Here is a 17,495-nt window from a genome sequence, read left to right as displayed (position 1 = left end):
GAGGGATAGGGAAGACGCTACCGCTCCATCTTCCCGAGCAGCTCCAACTCCGCATCGTGCATGGAGACGAGCAGCGGCTCGCCGCGCTCGTTGACGCGGAACTGCCCGTAGCGTGCGGGTTCGTAGCGCTCGGCGTGGCCTTCCTGGAAGAAGAAGGCGTCGGTGGCGAACCGCACGCGGCCATTGCGCACCCGGTAGCGCAGGCGCAGCTCGTCGGTGCCCAGCGCCTTCTCCTCACCGCCTAGGCGCTGGAAATGCGCCACGCGCTGCGCATCCAGGCGGACGACGACATGCCCATCGGCGGCATGCAGTGCACCGCTCTGCCAGAGCCTTTCATACAGCGCATCCTGGATCTGGTTGCCGATCTCGAAGTTCAACGCCATGTAGTCGCCCTGGATCAGCGAGCGCGGGTCCACCGGCGCCAGCTCCAGATACACCACTTCACCCTCGGCCAGGTGGCGCTCCTTGGCCCAGATGCTCCAGTTGACCAGCGCCAGGATCAGCACCAGTGCCGCCGCCACCACGACCCTGTCGCGCTTGGCTGTCGCGATCATTGGCTTGCTCCCTTCCCCGCATCGGCCCTGTCCTCGTCGTTTCCTTCGATTGGCCACCCGCGGCGCAGCGCCCAGCGTACCGCCAGCAGCACTACGCCGATGGCGAACAACGTCAGTGCCTTGGCCAGCAGGGTCGCCTCGAGCCAGTAGTAATAATTGGCGATGGAGAGCAGCAACAGCAGCACGCCGCTCCCCATCACCAGCCGGTGGCCAATGGCAAAGCCCAACATCATCACCGCGCCGCCCTGGATCAAGCCATGGGCCCGCAGCGAAAGGAGCAGCAAGAGCACCACGGCCCCATAGGCGGCCAGGCGAACGCTCGGCACCATGACCTGGGCATGGCGCATGAAGAGCTGCCTGAGCAGCAGCAAGAGCGCCAGCGCACCCAGGACATTTCCGGCCCAGGGTTCCAGCCAGGTCAGGCTGACGCCGGAATCGTCATGCCAGCCGAGCTGCGGCTGGCCAAGGTACGCCATGACCTGGAGAGCCACCAGGCCAAGCAGCAGGCCGAGGCCCAGCGCCTCCACTGCCCGCACTCGGGTCGGCCAGCGAAACTCGTTGAGAAAGAGGACGACCAGCGCCAGCAGCACCAGGCCGCCAGCCAGGGAGGGCGCCGATACCCCTTCGGCCAACGCCAGATAGAGTGCCAGGCTCGCCGCGAAGGCTGAGAAACTACGGTGGGTCAGGCTCGGCATGACCATGGCAAGGATGACCTGGAGCACCAGCAGCGACCACCAGAAGCCGGCGGTCATGTCACCCAGCGCATTACCCACCGCCCAGGCCACCAGCAATTGCCCCGCCAGGCTCGCGGCCAGCGCCAGGTGTTCCAGAAAGTCGCCCTTGGCCTTCTGCAGCGCGATACAGGCGCCGGCGATCATGACCAGCCCCAGGGTGGCGGCGGCAGCGCTGCTTTCGAGCACGAACACCGCCCCCATGGCGAGGAAGCCGAGCAGGAACAGGGCGGCCAACCAGCCCGAGAACGCCTGCAATGCCCGCACGAACCAGGGCGTCTCGAGGGCTGGCGAACCTTCGTCTGGCGTAACCTCGATACCGGCCTGGGCGAGTCTGTCCCTGAGCGTCACGACGACATCTCCACATGCAGCCGCTTGAGCCAGACCGCCGCCGCGGCCCCCAGCGCCAGTACCACCACGGCCAGCAGCAGGAAGCCGCCCGCCTCGGCCTGCCACAGCAGGTGGCGGGCCAGGAACAGGGTGACAACGGCGATCACCGACAAACAGCCGCCCGCCAGCATGAACAGATCCGGCCGCCAGTGGCGGTAGACGGCATAAAGCGCCGCCAGCCAGAGCGGATAGGCCAGGATGGCAGGCGAGACATCGGCCCGCTCATCGAAGATCAAGATGATCACCAGCAGGGTCAGGGGAATGCCGCTGCCCAGCGCCAGCAGGCGGGTGGCCCATCCGGCCGCCAACCAGCGCCAGCGTCGCGCGCCCAGCTCCCACAGTGCCAACGCCGCGGTATTGAGGGCGAACAGCCCCCACAGCGCGGCGGTGTCGCTATCGAAAAAGAGATCGAACGCCCCTCCCCAGGTGCGGAAGTAGAGCGCCAGCGCAAGATTGAGCAGCCCCAGCCACAGCACCCAGAGCGCATCGAATCGCGCCACCAGGGTCCAGGGCAGCATCAGCACGGCCCAGAAGAAGAACAGCTGCCAAGGGTCGGCCCCGGTCTGGTACACCTGGCCGAACAGCGCCAGCAGCGCGCCCAGCAGCAGCGAGGCCGCCATGAGTGCCGCCCGCGCCACCATGGCTGCTTTTATGCCGCCACCCGCTCCGCCGCGCCCTTCGGCCCACCAATAGACGCCGATGGCTGCCAACAGCGCCGCCTGCACCAGCCCGAAGCGCAGCCAGCGTCCCATCTCGGTCCAGTTGTAGGCGATAAGAAACAGCAGCCCACAGGTCAGCGCCAGCGTGCCCAGCCATAGCAGCAGCCGGTCCAGGAACACCGCCCAGGCCTGCCCGGATGGGTGCAACCCGGAAAGCGCGACCGCCCTTGGCACCTGGTCACGCGGAATCGCGCCGCGCTCGATCAACCCCACCAGCTCACGGCGAATGGAGGCCATGTCGTGTCCTTGATTGCCTTTCTGTCACCTGGCTTATAGCAGAGTACAGCGCATCGCGAGAGCCGTCTGGATAGCCAGGCTTGCTAGAGCGCCGCTATGACCCGCCATGCCTCGGCGATGTCCTGCTGGCCGAAGACTTGCACTCCGTGCTGGCGAAGCAGCGCCGCGGTAACACCGGCACCGGCCCGTTTCTCTCCCGAGAAGCTGCCGTCGTAAACCTGCGTGCTGCCGCAGGAGGGGCTGTACTCGGTAAGGACCGCCACCTTGATGGCATGCTCCCGGCACAGCTGGAGCGCCAGCGAGGCTCCCTGCCGAAACACCTCGGTGAGATCGACACCGTCGCGATCGACGACCTGCGCCGAACCGGCGAGTACCCCACCCCCATCGCCGGCGATGATTTCGGCGGGTGCCCGGGGCGTGGGCAGGCCGGCATCGACCTCGGGACAAACCGAAATCACCCGACCCTCGGCCTGCCACTGCGCGAGGATCTCCGAGGCCAGGCTCTTGGCCCCGCCGTCGTAGCGTACCCGCCTGCCCAGCAGGCAGGCGCTGACCAGCACCTTTTCCATTGGCCCTCCCGTTTCGTGACGCCTCGCTGCCTCCCGCCCGTCTACTTTAGCGGATCCTGCAGAGAAAAAACCCGCCTCCTGGGCGGGTCACGCAAGACGTTCATTGGCAGCCCCGGGCTGGCCTCGGCTCAATAGCCCACGGTAAAGCGCTGGCGCACGTGAGCAGGACGTTCGAGCTCATCGACCAGGGCAATGGCGTAGTCTTCGAATGAAATGCTGGAACCGTTTTCGTTACTCAGCAGCGCATCCTTGCCGAGGCGGAAATTACCGGTCCGCTCCCCCGCGATGAACAGCGCCGAAGGCGACAGAAAGGTCCAGTCGAGGTCATCGACGGTGCGCAGACGCTCCAGGAAGGCCGCACCTGCGCTCGCCTCCGCCTTGTACTCGGCCGGAAACTCCGGCTGGTCGATCAATCGCTGGCCCGGCGCGACTTCGAGGCTGCCGGCGCCGCCCACCACCAGATAACGCTTCACACCGGAGTCGCGTACCGCGCCAATCAGCTCATCGATATCGGTGGCCGTGAAATGCACCGAACTGATCACCGCATCGTGGCCGCTCAGCAGATCGGCCAGTCCCGCGCGGTCGTGAACGTCCCCATGGCGGGCCATGACACCCGGTAGCTTGTCGATTCGTTCGGGGTGCCTGGCGATGGCAGTCACCATATGACTGCGCTCGGAGAGTTCCGCAAGGATACGAGAGCCGGCGTTGCCGGAAGCACCGATGAGAGCGACGTTTGCCATGACTAAGTCCTCCTAGGTTTTAAATAGAGACCTGGTCTACCAAATAGACCTAAGCGGCAAACTATGGTACTTCTCATCCATCCGCAAGAAGTCACCGCGGTGCGACCCGGTCACACCGTGATGACTCATGAGCGCCCAAGGAGCCCGCCATGACTCAACTACAATCCGAGGTTGCCGAATTCGACAATCCCTGCCCCATTCGCGACGTACTCGACCGCATCGGCGATCAATGGAGCGTCCTCGTTCTGCTGACCCTTCAGCCCGGCACCAAGCGCTTCAACGAGCTGATGCGCGAGATCGGCGACATCTCCAAGCAGATGCTCTCGCGCACGCTGAAGCACTTGGAACAGGACGGCTTCATCACCCGCACGGTTTATCCGGAAGTGCCTCCCCGCGTGGAGTACGACCTCACTGAACTCGGCCACTCCTTCCTCGAACCGATGCAGGCCCTAGTGACCTGGGCCGACACCCACCACCGCACCATCGTCGCGGCAAGGGAACGTTATCGCGATCGCTGGGAGTAACAAGTGTGGCGGGATTGAGATGGATGCGCTGATCACGGCCGCGGGCCGTGCACTCTCGGCGGGCGATCCTCTCGGGGCCTTGAACCGGGTCGCCCTGCGTGACGATGCGCCGGCGCTGGCGCTGCGGGGGATCGCGATGGCCCAGCTTGGCGATTTCACGCGAGCCAGGCTGCTGTTGCAGCGTGCCTCACGCGCCTTCGGTGCCAGGGAAGAGACGGCTCGTGCGCGGTGCATCGTCGCCGAGGCCGAGATTGCCCTGGCGTCGCGCGACCTGGGCTGGCCCACGAAGCGGCTCGACTCGGCGCGGGCCACGCTCGAGGCGCACGGCGACCTGACGAACGCCGCCCACGCGCGGTCCCTCGTGGCCCGCCGCCTGCTCCTGCTCGGCCGCCTGGGCCAGGCGGAGCATGCCCTGGCCCAGCTCGAGCCCTCCGCTCTTCCTCCGGCCCTGGGCGCCGTTCACGCGCTGACCGTGGCGGGCATCGCCCTGCGCCGGCTGCACACCGAGACAGCACGCGCCGCGCTGGAGCGAGCCGAACGGAGCGCACGCCTCGCCGGCGTCCCCGCGCTGCTGGCGGAAGTGGAGAGCGCCTGCCTTGCCCTGAATGCCCCCGCCGCACGCCTGGTGAGCCATGGCCAGGAGCACCTGCTGCAGCTGCATGAGGTCGAGGCGCTACTGCAATCCAAGGCGCTCGTCATCGATGCCTGCCGTCATGCCGTTCGCGATGGCGATGCCGTGGTCTCGCTCGCCACGCGCCCGGTGCTGTTCGCCCTGGCCCGCTTGCTGGGCGAAGCCTGGCCCGCAGACGTATCGCGGGATGCGCTCATCGCCCGGGCGTTTCGCACCCGCTTCGCCGACGACTCGCACCGGATCCGGCTGCGGGTCGAACTCGGCCGGCTGCGCGCGGCCCTCGCCCCCCTGGCCGGAGTGCGCGCGACACCCCGGGGCTACCTGCTGGAGCCAGGAGCCGCGTCGGAGGTCGCAGTGCTGGCGCGCCCCATCGAAGGCAAGCATGGCGAGGTGCTGGCCCTGCTCAGCGACGGCGAGCCATGGTCGAGCTCGGCCCTGGCCATGGCCCTCGGCGCCAGCCAACGCAACACGCAGCGAGCGCTCGAAGCGCTCGCCGATGCGGGCAAGGTGCAGTCCTTCGGACGCGGCAGGGCACGGCGCTGGATCGCCCCTTCGGTGCCGGGTTTCACGACAACCTTGTTACTCCCAGGCCCACTGCCCGGCGCATAGGCTGAAGAGGTCCCTACCAACGAGGTCAACGACATGAACCGTTCAGCAGCAGAACTCCTCGAGGAATTCGGCCCCTTCCCCGGCATGGACAGCGTCCACGGCGTCACCTATGACGGCCGGCACGTCTGGCTGGCTACCGGCGACAGACTCAATGCCATCGACCCCGATACCGGCGAGCCGCAGCGCTCGATCGAGACCGCCGCCGATGCCGGCACGGCCTTCGACGGCCGGCATCTGTTCCAGGTCGCCGAGGATCGCATCCTCAAGATCGAGCCTGCCAGCGGCCACATCCTCTCCACCATTCCCGCCCCGCCGGGGGGCAACTCGGGGCTGGCCTGGGCCGAGGGTTCGCTCTGGCTAGGCCAGTATCGGGACCGCAAGATCCACCAGATCGATCCCGACAGCGGGGCAATTCTGCGCACCATCGAATCCAACCGCTTCGTCACCGGCGTCACCTGGGTCGACGGCGAACTCTGGCATGGCACCTGGGAGGAGGACGGCAGCGACCTGAGGCGAATCGACCCTGATTCGGGCGAGGTGCTGCAGCAGCTCGAGATGCCCCAGGGAATGGGCGTCTCCGGGCTCGAGTCGGATGGCGCCGAGCGCTTCTTCTGCGGCGGTGGCGCGAGCGGCAAGCTAAGGGTCGTACGTCGCCCGCGGTAAGGCGATACGGCGTGACGGCGGCGCACCGTCACGCCACACGACGCGCTTCCTCCGCCGGCTCCATCGGAGACCTGGTCAGGCGGAGGGCGCCAGCGTGGAGCGCCCCATCAGGGCCTCCATCTTCTCCTGGGGTTGCTGAGCACGGTGCGTTTCCTTGGGGGGAAGGGCGAATACCGGAATAGCGCGCTCCTGAACGGCCGCTCACGACCGACGTATCGTCTCATCCTACACCGCCGCCCACCGCAAGCGGCAGCGGTGCCGCAGCCCTTCGGCAGGACGATGAATCGACCCGGCAGGGCGCTGCAAACCTGCCACACTACACCCCGGCAAGAGGAAAGGAGTACCCCATGCAATATCGCAAACTCGGCAACACCGGCCTGTTCGTTTCCCAGTTCTGCCTGGGCACCATGACCTTCGGCGGCGAGGGCGAACTCTGGAGCAAGATCGGCAATCTCCAGCAGAGCGACGCCGAGCGGCTGGTCGCCCGCGCCCTGGAGGCCGGCATTAACTTCATCGATACCGCCGACGTCTACTCCGAGGGGCTCTCGGAACGCATCACCGGCCAGGCGCTGAAGAACCTCGGCATACCCCGCGACGAGGTGGTCGTCGCCACCAAGGTATTCGGCGAGACCGGCGCCGGCATCAATGCCAGGGGGCTGTCGCGCTACCACATCATGGAGGGCGTGAAGGCGAGCCTGAAGCGCCTGCAGCTCGACCACATCGACCTCTACCAGGTGCACGGCTTCGACCCCGCCACGCCCATCGAGGAGACCCTGTGCGCGCTGGATACCCTGGTCCAGCACGGCCACGTGCGTTATGTCGGCGTCTCCAACTGGGCCGCCTGGCAGATCGTCAAGGCGCTCGGCATCGCCGAACGCAAGGGGCTGAACCGCTTCCAGTCGCTGCAGGCCTACTACACCCTGGCCGGACGCGACCTGGAGCGCGAGATCGTGCCGATGCTGGAGAGCGAGGGCCTCGGCCTGATGGTGTGGAGCCCGCTCGCCGGCGGCCTGCTCAGCGGCAAGTACGGCCGCGGCGACCGGGCCAGTGGCGAGGGGCGCCGCGTCAACCTCGATTTCCCGCCGGTGGACGAGGCGCGCGCCCATGGCTGCGTCGACGTCATGCGCGGCATCGCCGAGGCCAAGGGCGTCAGCGTCGCCCAGATTGCGCTGGCCTGGCTGCTGCACCAGCCGGCGGTCACCAGCGTGATCCTCGGCGCCAAGCGCATCGACCAGCTCGACGACAACATCGCCGCCGCGCAGGTCACGCTCAGCGCAGACGAACTCGCCGAGCTCGACCGCGTCAGTGCACTGCCGGCCGAATATCCCGGCTGGATGATCGAGCGCCAGGGCGAGTTTCGCCGCCAGCAGCTCGGTGCGCAGGGACGCTGAAATTGCAGGAGCCACCCCACCAAAACTCTCGCTATCGAACTATGCTTAAGGGGCCGTGGCGCTGCCATGCAAAGCCCACGGCATCACAAGGAGCAGAGCGGCCGCCACGACAGGGGCCGCTTGCATGAGGACACGATGTCCAAGGAGTCATGCCATGTTACCTCGCGATATCCTCAAGCGAATCGGTGTGTTGGGAGTGACGATAGGCCTGGTTGCCAGCCCCTTCGCCTGGTCGGCCGGTACTGACAAGGAAACGGATGCCGCTGGCGAGCAGAGCGGGACCTCCACCATGACGGATGATGCCTCCGGCACGATGGGCGCTTCCGGGTCCGCTGGAACCGATGCCGAGAAAAAGCCCGAGTGGGAAAAGGAAAAAGACGGCGAGATGGAGCCGGAAGGCGCCGGTGACCGCTCCGACGAAGTGAGCAGCGACCCGGGCGCCCCAGGCGTAGACGGAGGTGAAGGCACGCAGGGCGGCGAGGAACCCGACCCGAGCGATACCGACACACTAGACACAGAAGAGGATGAGACCTGATAGGAAATGAATGCGGTTCCGATGGGCCCGGCAATGCCGGGCCCTATCTTGACTGCCACCAAAGTGTGTCGACGTGAACCGTACGATACCTCCGGGCACGAACCCGGAGCCATCCGCCTGACCCATCACCTCCCGGCGTTGCCTGATGCGGAGGGCGGCGGGGCGTCCTTGCGTTCCCCCTTGGCGATATCCGCCTGGCTCAGCACCACCACCTCGCGCGGCCACCACTCGGGGTGCTCGTCGCGGATGAAATTCATCAGCTTCTCGCGGATCTGCATCTCCGCGACCCAGCCGGCGAAGGGGTCGGAGGCCATGAGGTAGCAGCTGACGGTCTGGGCCCGTTCGGTCTGCCCCGTCACGTAGCAGCACAGCTTGTGGTGCTCGACGACGTTGTCCTCCTCCTTGGCGAATTCCATGAATTTCTCCCGAATGAGCTGGATGTCGGCGCTCAGGTGGACGACCAGCTCCAGCGTCCGATACATCTTGGCGCTCTTCACCGAGAGGTTCTCGAAGGGTTTCGAGACGAAGTAGGTCACCGGCACGATCAGGCGCCGTTCATCCCAGCTCCTCAACCGGATGAAGGTGTAGAAGATGCCTTCCACATAGCACCACTGCCCTTCGAACATCACCAGGTCGCCGATACGGATGGGCTTGGCCAGCGACAGCTGGAACGAGGAGAGGATGTTGCCCAGCACCGCCTGCCCGGCGATACCCACCAGCACCGCCAGCACGCTGGCCGAGGCCAGCAGCGACATGCCCAGGGTCTCGAAGAGCTGGATCTGGCTCAGCACGTAGACCGAAACCGCGGTCACCGTGACCAGGATGATGACCCGGCGCAGCGCATACAGTGTCGTCAGCAGCTTGCGCTCGTCCTTGGGCTTGGTGTCGTCGATCTCGCCGACGATGCGCCGCGTCACCTTGAGCAGGATGGTATCCACCAGGCGCAGCGCAATCGTGCCTGCCCCCCAGGCGATCAGGATCGTCAGCAGCACGCGGATGAAGGTGGTCGCCACGGCGGTGAACGAGACCACGTAGTCGAGCAGGGCCTGGGCCGTGAACGCCATGACCAGCAGCGCCATGGGGCTGCCGATCCGGCTGGCGAAGATGCTCGGCCAGCCGGAGGGGAACCAGTGCGCCAGCCACCCGACCAGGCCGTGCACGCCCCAGCCCACCAGGCCGATGGCCAACACAAACAGCGGAATGGCGATCCACTCCCAGAGCTCGAGCCAACCGAGCGATGTCTTGAAGCGCTCCGGGATGTACTCCTCCAGCAGCGAGGGGCCATAAGCCTCGTAGAGCGTGGGAATGGTCGAGACGCTGTCCGGTGTCACCAGCCAGACCGGATCCTCGTCGTCCAGCCGGTACCGCCCCAGGCGAATGTCGTAGGCCTCGCCATCGAGCGTGAGCGAGGCCAGTTCGATGTCCCGTCGCGGCTCGCCGGTGCGGGGGTGCTGGCCCGAGGGGTCCTCGATGGCGGCATCCTGGCGTCCGGAGAGGTTGGATACGTTGAGCCACTCGCCACGCCGCAGCACCTCGGCCAGTTGCCTGGCCAGCTCGGGGCCGCGACGCTCCTGCTCCGCCTCGTCGAGCTCGGAGAGGTTGAGCATGTGGGCGGCGGCGGTGAAGTTCTTCTCCTCGGCAAGCTTCAGGAAACTGCGGATCGCCTCGCGAGGCGTCTGCCGCTTGGCCTCCTCGGGCACCTCGCCCAGCCCGGCGTTGAGTGAATCGACAGAGAACCACTGCTCCCTCTCCTCGCTCTCTTCCTCCTGCGCCATGCCCAGGCCGGAAACGAGCAACGCCAGTAACAGCACGATCCACAGACGCCAACAACCTTTCGCTTTCATACTTCTCATCCTGTTCGTTCCATGCCGCTGTCGCCTCCCTCCGACAGCTCCGTTCAGGCTCGCCGGCCCCTCCTTCCCCGCGGGCCGCCCTGCCCGGGGTTATCGCAGTACAGCTCAGCGCACGCCGCCTCGTCCAGCTTGGGAGGGAACCGGCGGCGGATACCGAAAATAAACGCGAAAGGCTTTGACCCAAGCCGCTCGAGCATGACACGGTGGGTTCAGCGGGTAAGCCAATAACCTGCTAGCCAACGGGGGTAACCCCAAGAATGTAGCAAGGCGCTACGGCGCGAAAGGAAAGTTATGACGACTGGTACAGTCAAGTGGTTCAACGATTCCAAAGGCTTCGGCTTCATTTCACCGGCCGATGGTGGTGACGACGTATTCGCTCACTTCTCCGAAATTAAGGCTGACGGCTTCAAGTCCCTGCAGGAAGGTCAGACCGTCGAATTCGACGTGACCCAGGGCAAGAAGGGCCTTCAGGCCTCCAACATCAAACAGCTCGCCTGACCCACTGTCACGCGAGAGAGCCCTACGGTTCGAAAATCAAGGCCCGCTCCGGCGGGCCTTGTCGTGTCTGCCATCGCCTTGGCGACCCTGCCGGGCCCCTGCCGCGGCATCAGCAGCTCGCAACGCGGCTCACGGTATCCCCACGCGCCCCCCGGGCCTGCGCCAGATCTTCACGCGTATCGATGTCCAGCGCCCACTCGGCGGGGATGGGCACGGTGGCCGTATGCGCCAGCGACCGGAATATCTGGCCGGCCCCGGCATCGCCCCCCAGGCCGGTCAAGCCGTCGAAGACGGATCGATCGAAGAGAGCAGGCGGCAGATGCACCGCTCCAGCTGATGACATGACCGCGCTGCGCTCCGGCGTCAGGGCATCGCGCAGGTCGACGAGATGGGCGTCGGGCACGTTCGGCATGTCGGCCAGCATGACCAGGGCGGCCTCGACGGCGTGCGACTGGCCGGCCTGACGAATGCCGGCGGCCAGCGAGGTCGACAAGCCCTGCGCCGCGTGCGCATTGACCACGACGCTCCAGCCCGCGGCGCGCAGCTCCACCGCCCGCGCGGCCTGATCGGGGCCGACGACCGCGATGCGGGCGGCAAGCGCATGGCTCTGGAGTGCGGCGGCGGCACGCTGGATGAGGCGCTGCCCGCGCAGCCGCGCCAGGAGCTTGTCGCCCTCCGCGAAGCGATGGGACTGCCCCGCGGCCAGCAGCACCAGTGCCGTCGAGGCGAAGGGGCACCGCACCTTGCGCTGGTAGGCCTCGACGATCTCCGCGAGGACGGAAACGGCCAGCGTCGACGCCTCGCGCATGGAGGGGAGCAGGCCGACGGGGCCACGCAGGCGTTCGATCTGCCGCTCGGTGGCGCCGGCCGCACGCAGTCGCTCGCAGCGCCGGGCATGGGTCGCCCTGCTGCCCACGGCGCCGAGGTAGAGGGCGGGGCCGCCGAGGGCCTGGCCAAGCAGGGCCTCCTCCCAGTCGACGTCGTGGAAGGCGAGCAGAAAGGCCGTCCAGGGATCGTCGCCCAGGGCCGGCAGCGCCGAGGGGACCGTCAGCGGCGTGACCCCGGCGATTCCCAGCCGCCGGGCAGCCTGGACGTCGGCGCCGTCGCGCAGTTGCAGTTCGGTCTCGATACCGCTTGCCGTCGCCAGGCGGGCAAGCGCCAGGCTGTCGGCCCCACGCCCGGCGATACGCAGGCGGAGCTTGGGCGTGTAGCGGAAGGAGCGCGCGCGGGCCTCGGCCGAGTGCCCCAGCCGCAGCGCGCCGGATGGCGCCAGCGTGAGCGTCGCCGGCTGACGCGAGGCGAGCCGGTCATGGCACCCGCGCAGCACCTCGACATCGGGATCGGGAAGCACCCACACCTCGATGGCACCGCCGCAGGGCAGCGGCAGGTCGATGAAAGGCGAGCCGCTGCCGTATCGCAGCCGTTCGATGCGCCCCGAGCGGAGAGATGCCTGGGCATGATGCACCACATCCGCGTCGATGCAGCCGCCGGAGAGATAGCCGCAGCTCTCCCCTGCCGCCGATACGGCCAGCAGCGCCCCTGGCAGGCGCACGGCGCCGCCCTCCGTCGCCGTCACGATGACGAGGGCGACCTCCCCCGCCCGGCGCCAGTCGAGCCATTGGCCAAGGACGTCCTGAGCATGTTCCAGATACGCATGTTCCCACTGCATGGCGGGCCTCGACAGGTCTGATCTCGCCCTCACCTAGGCGTGGTCGGCGAACGGCAGGTGGCGGATTCGCTGCTGCGTGGCGGCGAACAGCGCGTTGGCCAGCGCCGGCGCGAGCGGGGGAACGCCCGGCTCCCCGACGCCGCCCAGCGGCGAGCCGATCTCGACGATGCCCACCGCCACGGGCGGCGCCTCGCCGATACGCAGCAGCGGGTAGTCGTGGAAGTTCGACTGCTCGGCGCGGCCGTCGCGGATCGTGACCTTCTGCCGCAGCGCCGCACCGAGCGCATCGATGACGGAACCCTGTATCTGCGCCTCCACCTGGCCGGGGTTGATGGCGCGCCCGCAGTCGATGGCCGCATGGACCCGCGCCACCTGGAACCCCTCGTCGTCGGCCCGCGTCTCGACCACCTGGGCAACGTAGGAGCCGTAGCTCTCGACCACCGCCAGGCCGCGCGCCATGCCCTCGGGCGCCGGCTCGCTCCAGCGCGACATCTCGGCCACCCGGTCGAGGACGGCGAGCATCCTCTCCTGCCCCTCGCAGTGGCGGCGGCGAAACGCCAGTGGGTCGAGGCCCGCGGCCGCCGCGCATTCGTCCATGAAGCTCTCCAGGAAGAAGCCGTTGAAGGAGTAGGCGATGGAACGCCAGGGGCAGAGCGGGATCGGCAGGTCGACCACGGCGTGCTCCACGACAAAGTTGGGGATGACGTAGTGCATGTCCGACAGCCCGCCGAGCGAGAAGGGATCGAAGTTGGCGAGATTTCCCGTTTCCCGCGCCCGCTGCTCCGGGTCGATGCCGTACTCGCGGCCCATCTGCGGCCCGGCAACGCGAATGCGCATGCCGGCGATATCCCCGGCTTCGTCCAGCACCGCCCGGAAGCGGCAGCGCATCGTCTGGCGGTACTGGCCCTGCCGCACGTCGTCCTCGCGCGCCCACAGCACCTTGACCGGCCGGCCGCCAGCGGCACGACTGGCCAGCGCGGCCTGCAGGGCGATCTCACCGTGTGTCTTGCGGCCGAAGCCGCCGCCCAGGTAGGTGGTATTGATGAAGAACTGGTTGGCCGGCACCTGCAGCGCGTTCTCGAGCGTCATGCGCACGACGTCCTGGCCCTGGGTACCGATCCACAGCTCCGTGCGCTCCTCGGTGGATTCGGCGGTGCAGTTGATCGGCTCCATGCACGCATGGGCGAGCAACGGCACCGAGTATTCGGCCTCGACGACCCGGCCGTCGCTCGCGAGCGTCGCCTCCGCCTCGCCGCGCAGGGTGGAGACGGGCACGTCTGGCCGCTCCAGCGCCTCGCGCAGCATCGTGTCGATCGCCTCGCTGGAGAGCTCGTCGGCGTCAGTGGCGGTGAAGGTGATATCGAGCGCCTCGGCGGCCTGCCTGGCCTGCCACCAGGAGTCGGCGACCACCACCGCGCCGCGCGGCACGCGAGCCACCGCCACCACGCCCGGCATGTCGGCGACGCTGCTCTCATCGATCGACTCGACCTCGGCGGAATAGACCGGGGCGAGGCGGACGGCGCCATACAGCTGGCCCTCGCGCTCGACGTCCACCCCGTACTGGGCCCTGCCTGTCACCTTCTCCAGCGTATCGAGGCGCGGCACCGCGCGCCCGCTCAGGGTTCGCTCGCCATCGGGGCGCAGGGTCGGCGCCTCCGGCACCGGCAGCGACGAGGCCTCTGCCACCAGCTCGCCGAAGGGGACCCTCCGGCCGCTCTCGGCATGGACGATGAAGCCGCTCTCGGCATGCAGGGCCTCAGGCGCTACCCCGAGACGCTCGGCCGCGGCCTGGGTCAGCATCTCTCGCGCCTGGGCGGCCGCGAGGCGCAACGGGTCGTGCCAGAAGCGGATGCCGAACGAGCCCACGGAGCGCATCTGGCCGATGAACGGAATCCGGTAGTCGGAGGTCGGCTGGTTCGGCATGCCCACTTCGATGCTCGACCAGTCGGCGCCCAGCTCATCGGCAAGGATCTGGGCCTGGCCGGTGTGGGTGCCCTGGCCCATTTCGCTGGTGGGCAGCAGAAAGGTCACCCGGCCGCTCGCGTCGATGCGGATGTAGGCCTGCGAGAGGCCCGCCGCCTCGCCCTGCCCCGCCCAGGCCGGCAACCGGAGGGGAACGACGAGGGCGACGCCGGCCGCGACGGCGCCGGCGAGAAACGAGCGACGGGTAAGGGAAAGCTCTTGGAGTTTCATCGTGCTACCTGCGCCTCGGTCAAGGTGATGGAGAGTCGAGCGGGATGAAGAGGGATCGGCGGAAGTCGAACCTCGTCACGCCTCGGCGGCGCGATGAATGGCCGCCCGGATGCGCACGTAGGTGCCGCAGCGGCACAGGTTGCCGGCCATCGCCTCGTCGATCTGCTCGTCGGAGGGGTTCGGGTGGCGCGCCAGCAGCGCGGCCGCGCTCATGATCTGCCCCGACTGGCAGTAGCCGCACTGCGGCACGTCCAGCGCCACCCAGGCCTGCTGGACGGGGTGCGAGCCATCCTCGGACAGCCCCTCGATGGTCGTGACGGACCGGCCCTCGGCACCCGATAGCGCAAAGACGCAGGAACGCACCGGCTCGCCATCGACATGCACCGTGCAGGCACCGCACTGCGCAATGCCGCAACCGTACTTGGTCCCGGTGAGTTTCAGTTGCTCGCGGATCACCCACAGCAGCGGCGTGTCCGGCTCGGCGGTGACGTTCACCTCGCGCCCGTTGAGCGTGAAAGCTGTCATGAAGGCTTCTCCTCGGCTGGCTACTGGTTCATGGCGCTTGCGCCTCGCCAACTACTTTTAACCATTCGTCCGGGAGAGGGCTTGCCAACGCCTGCGTAAAACTTGCCTGATCCTGCCGGATTGGTGCTGCCCCTTCATTGCCGTGCTAGGTTTTAACCGAACTGCAGGAGGGAACCCATGGAATCGCTCAGACAGGCCGTGCGGGCTTATACCCGCCGCCACGCCAACCGCCGCGGCATGGCGCTGACGCCGGTGCCGGGGCTGCGCATGATGTGTCTCGAAGCGCCCACCGGCGACCTGCACACGGTCTACAAGCCGCTGGTATGCCTGGTGCTTCAGGGCGCGAAGCGCCTGATCGTGGGAAAGGAGGAGCGTGTACTCTCTGCCGGGCAATCCGCGATGGTGAGCGCCGACATGCCGGTCATCGGACGGGTCGTGCAAGCGAGCCACAGCGAGCCCTACCTGGCGATCGCCGTCGAGCTGGACATGGCGATCCTGCGCGAGCTCACCGCCCACCTCGGCAGCCCCCGCCCGCAGCGCCCCTCCGAGATGCCGACGCTGTTCGCCGTAGACACCGAAGCCGCGCTGCTCGACTGCGCAGCACGACTGATGCAACTGCTGGACCGCCCCGAAGCGGCGCCGCTGCTGAGCCCGGGCATCATGCGCGAGCTGCACTACTGGCTGCTGTCGGGGCCTCACAGCACCGTCTTGCGCACACTGGCGGATCCGGACAGCCACGCCGGCCGCCTCGCCGCCGCCATTGCGATCCTCCGGGCGGAATACCGCTCGCGCGTGCCCGTGGAGCGACTGGCGGCGCAAGCCGGCATGAGCCTCACCTCGTTTCACAAGCACTTCAAGCACATGACCACGCTGACGCCGGGGCAGTACCACAAGCGCCTGCGCCTGGTCGAAGCACGCCGGCTGATGCTCGACGAAGGTTTCTCGGCCAGCAATGCCGCCTTCGAGGTGGGCTACGAGAGCGTCTCGCAGTTCACGCGGGAATACGGCCGCCTGTTCCAGGCGCCGCCGAAGCGCGACGCGCTGAGTGCGCGCAAGCCCGCCAAGGTCGCCGATCCCTCCACTAGCGCTGCCGTCGGCATCGGCTCGCCGGCGTGATAGCGCCTGGTCATCAGGCCAGCGCCTCGAAGCGCTGGATCTCCTCCGCAGGTAAACGACGGGTCTCACGAGCGACGTTGGCCTGCATGCTGACCCGGGCCACTTCGCGCAGGGCCTCATCGACGGCCTTGTGCTGGTGTGTACGGAACCACTCCAGCACCTCGGCCAGGTGCCAGAGTGCGGCGCGCCCTTCGTGCAGCGGCAGCGGAAAGGTCGCCAGGTGAGACTGCAGCAGCTTGCGCATATTCTGGCGGCTGAACGCAAATAACTCCGCGATATCCGTCACCCCTACCAAGTCGGGGCCGGCTTCGATCAGACGCGCCTCTGGTACGGCACGCTTCACATCCGCCATGGCGCTGATGATCGCCTCATGGGCCGAGACCGCTTCACGTGAAAACTCCAGAGCCAGGCGACCTTTCTGCCCCAGCCCGACCAGCGCATCGTCACAGCCCGTCTCAAAGAGGCGGGTTTCCAGCGTCTCCATGTCGAGCGCATCAGGGACGGCGAATTTGAGAGTGAAGTCGTAATGGGTCATGGTTTGTCGTCCTCCCTGGGAGGTGTATCACGATAGGTTGTCAGGTGACAACCTTATGCCGACCTGACAAAACGATGACAGCCACGACTGGCGTAAGAAATCGCCGAAATATCTGTAAGCCATATCTCAACCCCTCGCTCAGTCATGACCCGCCGCTCCAGGCGAACAATAATGAGTTTCAACATGGAGAAAGACCGAGGGATTGGGATGCACTCACCGAAGATCGACAAATACCTGTTTGCCACCCTGCTGCTGGCCAGCGGTTCGCCGGCCAGCGGCGAACCGCCGGCGCACTACCTGGAGCGCGCCGGTGCTGTGCTGATGGAAGCCCGGGGCGATACGCAGCACTACGAGAAGGCGCTGGCGATCTACGACGAGGGGCTGGCGCGCCACCCCGACCACACCGAACTGCGCACCAACCGCGTCAGCCTGCTTGCCAGTCTGGGCCGTTACGAGGCAGCCAAGCGCGACCTGGATGCGCTCGACGAAGAGGGATTGCACAAGGAGGGAATGCTGCTGCGCTGCATGCTGCACGAGCGCCTGGAGGGAGCCACGGACGATGCCGTGGCGTGCTATGCCAAGGTGGAGGCCGCCTACGTCATGGCCGGCGAGCCAGCTGACACGCCGAACGCCAACCACATCCTCGCGGCCCGCCTGGCCGGCTCGCCCGAAGCCGAAGCGCTGCTGCTGGAATGGCAGGCTAGTGAGGAAGCCGGGCAGAACCCGATGTCGGGAGAGATGCTGGAGATGGAGCGCGAAGCGTTGATCCGGGTGTTTTTGCCGTAAGCTACGCGGTACAGGGTCTCACCAAGC

General features: G+C 67.3%; 18 protein-coding genes. 8 read left to right on the top strand and 10 right to left on the bottom strand.

Annotation, left to right across the window (positions count from 1 at the left end; genetic code table 11):
- Nucleotides 1-17: 17 nt before the first annotated feature.
- From HNO51_RS03265 to HNO51_RS03245, 5 genes are all read right to left on the bottom strand, one after another.
- Entirely contained in the window at nt 18-554 is a 537-nt protein-coding gene (locus HNO51_RS03265) for a GDYXXLXY domain-containing protein (RefSeq protein WP_209538465.1), read from the bottom strand.
- A complete protein-coding gene (locus HNO51_RS03260) occupies nt 551-1,636 on the bottom strand; it encodes a DUF4401 domain-containing protein (RefSeq protein WP_209538464.1) in 1,086 nt (361 codons plus the stop codon). The genes HNO51_RS03265 and HNO51_RS03260 overlap by 4 nt, the downstream gene beginning before the upstream one ends.
- The gene (locus HNO51_RS03255; protein WP_209538463.1) at nt 1,633-2,631 is read right to left on the bottom strand and encodes a DUF2157 domain-containing protein; all 999 of its coding nucleotides are present in this window, start codon (nt 2,629-2,631) and stop codon (nt 1,633-1,635) included. Before HNO51_RS03255 ends, HNO51_RS03260 begins: the two co-directional genes overlap by 4 nt.
- Before the next feature lie 83 nt (nt 2,632-2,714).
- On the bottom strand, nt 2,715-3,200 hold the full coding sequence (locus HNO51_RS03250) for a 2-thiouracil desulfurase family protein (protein ID WP_209538462.1): 486 nt from the start codon (nt 3,198-3,200) through the stop codon (nt 2,715-2,717).
- A 128-nt stretch (nt 3,201-3,328) separates the two neighbouring features.
- The gene (locus HNO51_RS03245; protein ID WP_197449604.1) at nt 3,329-3,940 is read right to left on the bottom strand and encodes an NAD(P)-dependent oxidoreductase; all 612 of its coding nucleotides are present in this window, start codon (nt 3,938-3,940) and stop codon (nt 3,329-3,331) included.
- Between the two features lie 149 nt (nt 3,941-4,089).
- Between HNO51_RS03245 and HNO51_RS03240 the strand changes: the two genes are divergently transcribed.
- The 5 genes from HNO51_RS03240 (at nt 4,090) to HNO51_RS03220 (ending at nt 8,293) form a co-directional block, all read left to right on the top strand.
- Nucleotides 4,090-4,464: a winged helix-turn-helix transcriptional regulator gene (locus tag HNO51_RS03240; RefSeq protein ID WP_209538461.1), complete on the top strand. Its 375-nt coding sequence runs from the start codon at nt 4,090-4,092 to the stop codon at nt 4,462-4,464.
- Nucleotides 4,465-4,483: 19 nt separating this feature from the next.
- Nucleotides 4,484-5,704, top strand: coding sequence for an ATP-binding protein (locus HNO51_RS03235; RefSeq protein WP_209538460.1), 1,221 nt, complete (start codon nt 4,484-4,486; stop codon nt 5,702-5,704).
- Between the two features lie 33 nt (nt 5,705-5,737).
- Nucleotides 5,738-6,367, top strand: a complete 630-nt coding sequence (locus HNO51_RS03230) for a Vgb family protein (protein ID WP_209538459.1) — start codon at nt 5,738-5,740, stop codon at nt 6,365-6,367.
- 347 nt (nt 6,368-6,714) lie between these two features.
- Nucleotides 6,715-7,758, top strand: coding sequence for an aldo/keto reductase (locus HNO51_RS03225; RefSeq protein ID WP_209538458.1), 1,044 nt, complete (start codon nt 6,715-6,717; stop codon nt 7,756-7,758).
- Nucleotides 7,759-7,912: 154 nt separating this feature from the next.
- On the top strand, nt 7,913-8,293 hold the full coding sequence (locus tag HNO51_RS03220) for a hypothetical protein (protein WP_209538457.1): 381 nt from the start codon (nt 7,913-7,915) through the stop codon (nt 8,291-8,293).
- A gap of 125 nt (nt 8,294-8,418) precedes the next feature.
- On the opposite strand, the gene HNO51_RS03215 is transcribed toward HNO51_RS03220, so the two are convergent.
- Nucleotides 8,419-10,137 carry a mechanosensitive ion channel family protein gene (locus tag HNO51_RS03215; RefSeq protein WP_209538456.1) on the bottom strand — a complete coding sequence of 573 codons (1,719 nt, stop codon included), beginning with the start codon at nt 10,135-10,137 and terminating at the stop codon, nt 8,419-8,421.
- 300 nt (nt 10,138-10,437) lie between these two features.
- Between HNO51_RS03215 and HNO51_RS03210 the strand changes: the two genes are divergently transcribed.
- Nucleotides 10,438-10,644 carry a cold-shock protein gene (locus HNO51_RS03210; protein ID WP_209538455.1) on the top strand — a complete coding sequence of 69 codons (207 nt, stop codon included), beginning with the start codon at nt 10,438-10,440 and terminating at the stop codon, nt 10,642-10,644.
- A 109-nt stretch (nt 10,645-10,753) separates the two neighbouring features.
- Here the strand turns inward: HNO51_RS03210 and HNO51_RS03205 are convergent, their stop codons facing one another.
- From HNO51_RS03205 to HNO51_RS03195, 3 genes are all read right to left on the bottom strand, one after another.
- Nucleotides 10,754-12,313, bottom strand: a complete 1,560-nt coding sequence (locus HNO51_RS03205) for an NTP transferase domain-containing protein (RefSeq protein WP_209538454.1) — start codon at nt 12,311-12,313, stop codon at nt 10,754-10,756.
- Nucleotides 12,314-12,346: 33 nt separating this feature from the next.
- The gene (locus HNO51_RS03200; RefSeq protein ID WP_209538453.1) at nt 12,347-14,506 is read right to left on the bottom strand and encodes a xanthine dehydrogenase family protein molybdopterin-binding subunit; all 2,160 of its coding nucleotides are present in this window, start codon (nt 14,504-14,506) and stop codon (nt 12,347-12,349) included.
- A 75-nt stretch (nt 14,507-14,581) separates the two neighbouring features.
- Nucleotides 14,582-15,031, bottom strand: coding sequence for a (2Fe-2S)-binding protein (locus HNO51_RS03195; RefSeq protein WP_209538452.1), 450 nt, complete (start codon nt 15,029-15,031; stop codon nt 14,582-14,584).
- Between the two features lie 177 nt (nt 15,032-15,208).
- Between HNO51_RS03195 and HNO51_RS03190 the strand changes: the two genes are divergently transcribed.
- A complete protein-coding gene (locus HNO51_RS03190) occupies nt 15,209-16,147 on the top strand; it encodes an AraC family transcriptional regulator (RefSeq protein WP_209538451.1) in 939 nt (312 codons plus the stop codon).
- 13 nt (nt 16,148-16,160) lie between these two features.
- On the opposite strand, the gene HNO51_RS03185 is transcribed toward HNO51_RS03190, so the two are convergent.
- Nucleotides 16,161-16,682 carry a helix-turn-helix transcriptional regulator gene (locus HNO51_RS03185; protein WP_111413010.1) on the bottom strand — a complete coding sequence of 174 codons (522 nt, stop codon included), beginning with the start codon at nt 16,680-16,682 and terminating at the stop codon, nt 16,161-16,163.
- Between the two features lie 207 nt (nt 16,683-16,889).
- On the opposite strand from HNO51_RS03185, the gene HNO51_RS03180 reads away from it, so the two are divergent.
- Complete coding sequence (locus HNO51_RS03180) at nt 16,890-17,468, top strand: tetratricopeptide repeat protein (protein ID WP_209538450.1); 579 nt, start codon at nt 16,890-16,892, stop codon at nt 17,466-17,468.
- Nucleotides 17,469-17,495: the final 27 nt, after the last annotated feature.

The organism is Billgrantia sulfidoxydans (assembly GCF_017868775.1).
GTDB lineage: Bacteria > Pseudomonadota > Gammaproteobacteria > Pseudomonadales > Halomonadaceae > Halomonas > Halomonas sulfidoxydans.
Note: the sequence above shows the minus strand (reverse complement) of the source record. Positions and strands in the feature narration are given on the sequence as shown.

Excerpts from the sequence above, each read along its gene's own strand:
- HNO51_RS03265 (WP_209538465.1), bottom strand. The coding sequence starts at position 554 with ATGATCGCGACAGCCAAGCGCGACAGGGTCGTGGTGGCGGCGGCACTG.
- HNO51_RS03255 (WP_209538463.1), bottom strand. The coding sequence starts at position 2,631 with ATGGCCTCCATTCGCCGTGAGCTGGTGGGGTTGATCGAGCGCGGCGCG.
- HNO51_RS03250 (WP_209538462.1), bottom strand. The coding sequence starts at position 3,200 with ATGGAAAAGGTGCTGGTCAGCGCCTGCCTGCTGGGCAGGCGGGTACGC.
- HNO51_RS03245 (WP_197449604.1), bottom strand. The coding sequence starts at position 3,940 with ATGGCAAACGTCGCTCTCATCGGTGCTTCCGGCAACGCCGGCTCTCGT.
- HNO51_RS03240 (WP_209538461.1), top strand. The coding sequence starts at position 4,090 with ATGACTCAACTACAATCCGAGGTTGCCGAATTCGACAATCCCTGCCCC.
- HNO51_RS03235 (WP_209538460.1), top strand. The coding sequence starts at position 4,484 with ATGGATGCGCTGATCACGGCCGCGGGCCGTGCACTCTCGGCGGGCGAT.
- HNO51_RS03230 (WP_209538459.1), top strand. The coding sequence starts at position 5,738 with ATGAACCGTTCAGCAGCAGAACTCCTCGAGGAATTCGGCCCCTTCCCC.
- HNO51_RS03225 (WP_209538458.1), top strand. The coding sequence starts at position 6,715 with ATGCAATATCGCAAACTCGGCAACACCGGCCTGTTCGTTTCCCAGTTC.
- HNO51_RS03220 (WP_209538457.1), top strand. The coding sequence starts at position 7,913 with ATGTTACCTCGCGATATCCTCAAGCGAATCGGTGTGTTGGGAGTGACG.
- HNO51_RS03215 (WP_209538456.1), bottom strand. The coding sequence starts at position 10,137 with ATGAAAGCGAAAGGTTGTTGGCGTCTGTGGATCGTGCTGTTACTGGCG.
- HNO51_RS03210 (WP_209538455.1), top strand. The coding sequence starts at position 10,438 with ATGACGACTGGTACAGTCAAGTGGTTCAACGATTCCAAAGGCTTCGGC.
- HNO51_RS03205 (WP_209538454.1), bottom strand. The coding sequence starts at position 12,313 with ATGCAGTGGGAACATGCGTATCTGGAACATGCTCAGGACGTCCTTGGC.
- HNO51_RS03200 (WP_209538453.1), bottom strand. The coding sequence starts at position 14,506 with ATGAAACTCCAAGAGCTTTCCCTTACCCGTCGCTCGTTTCTCGCCGGC.
- HNO51_RS03195 (WP_209538452.1), bottom strand. The coding sequence starts at position 15,031 with ATGACAGCTTTCACGCTCAACGGGCGCGAGGTGAACGTCACCGCCGAG.
- HNO51_RS03190 (WP_209538451.1), top strand. The coding sequence starts at position 15,209 with ATGGAATCGCTCAGACAGGCCGTGCGGGCTTATACCCGCCGCCACGCC.
- HNO51_RS03185 (WP_111413010.1), bottom strand. The coding sequence starts at position 16,682 with ATGACCCATTACGACTTCACTCTCAAATTCGCCGTCCCTGATGCGCTC.
- HNO51_RS03180 (WP_209538450.1), top strand. The coding sequence starts at position 16,890 with ATGCACTCACCGAAGATCGACAAATACCTGTTTGCCACCCTGCTGCTG.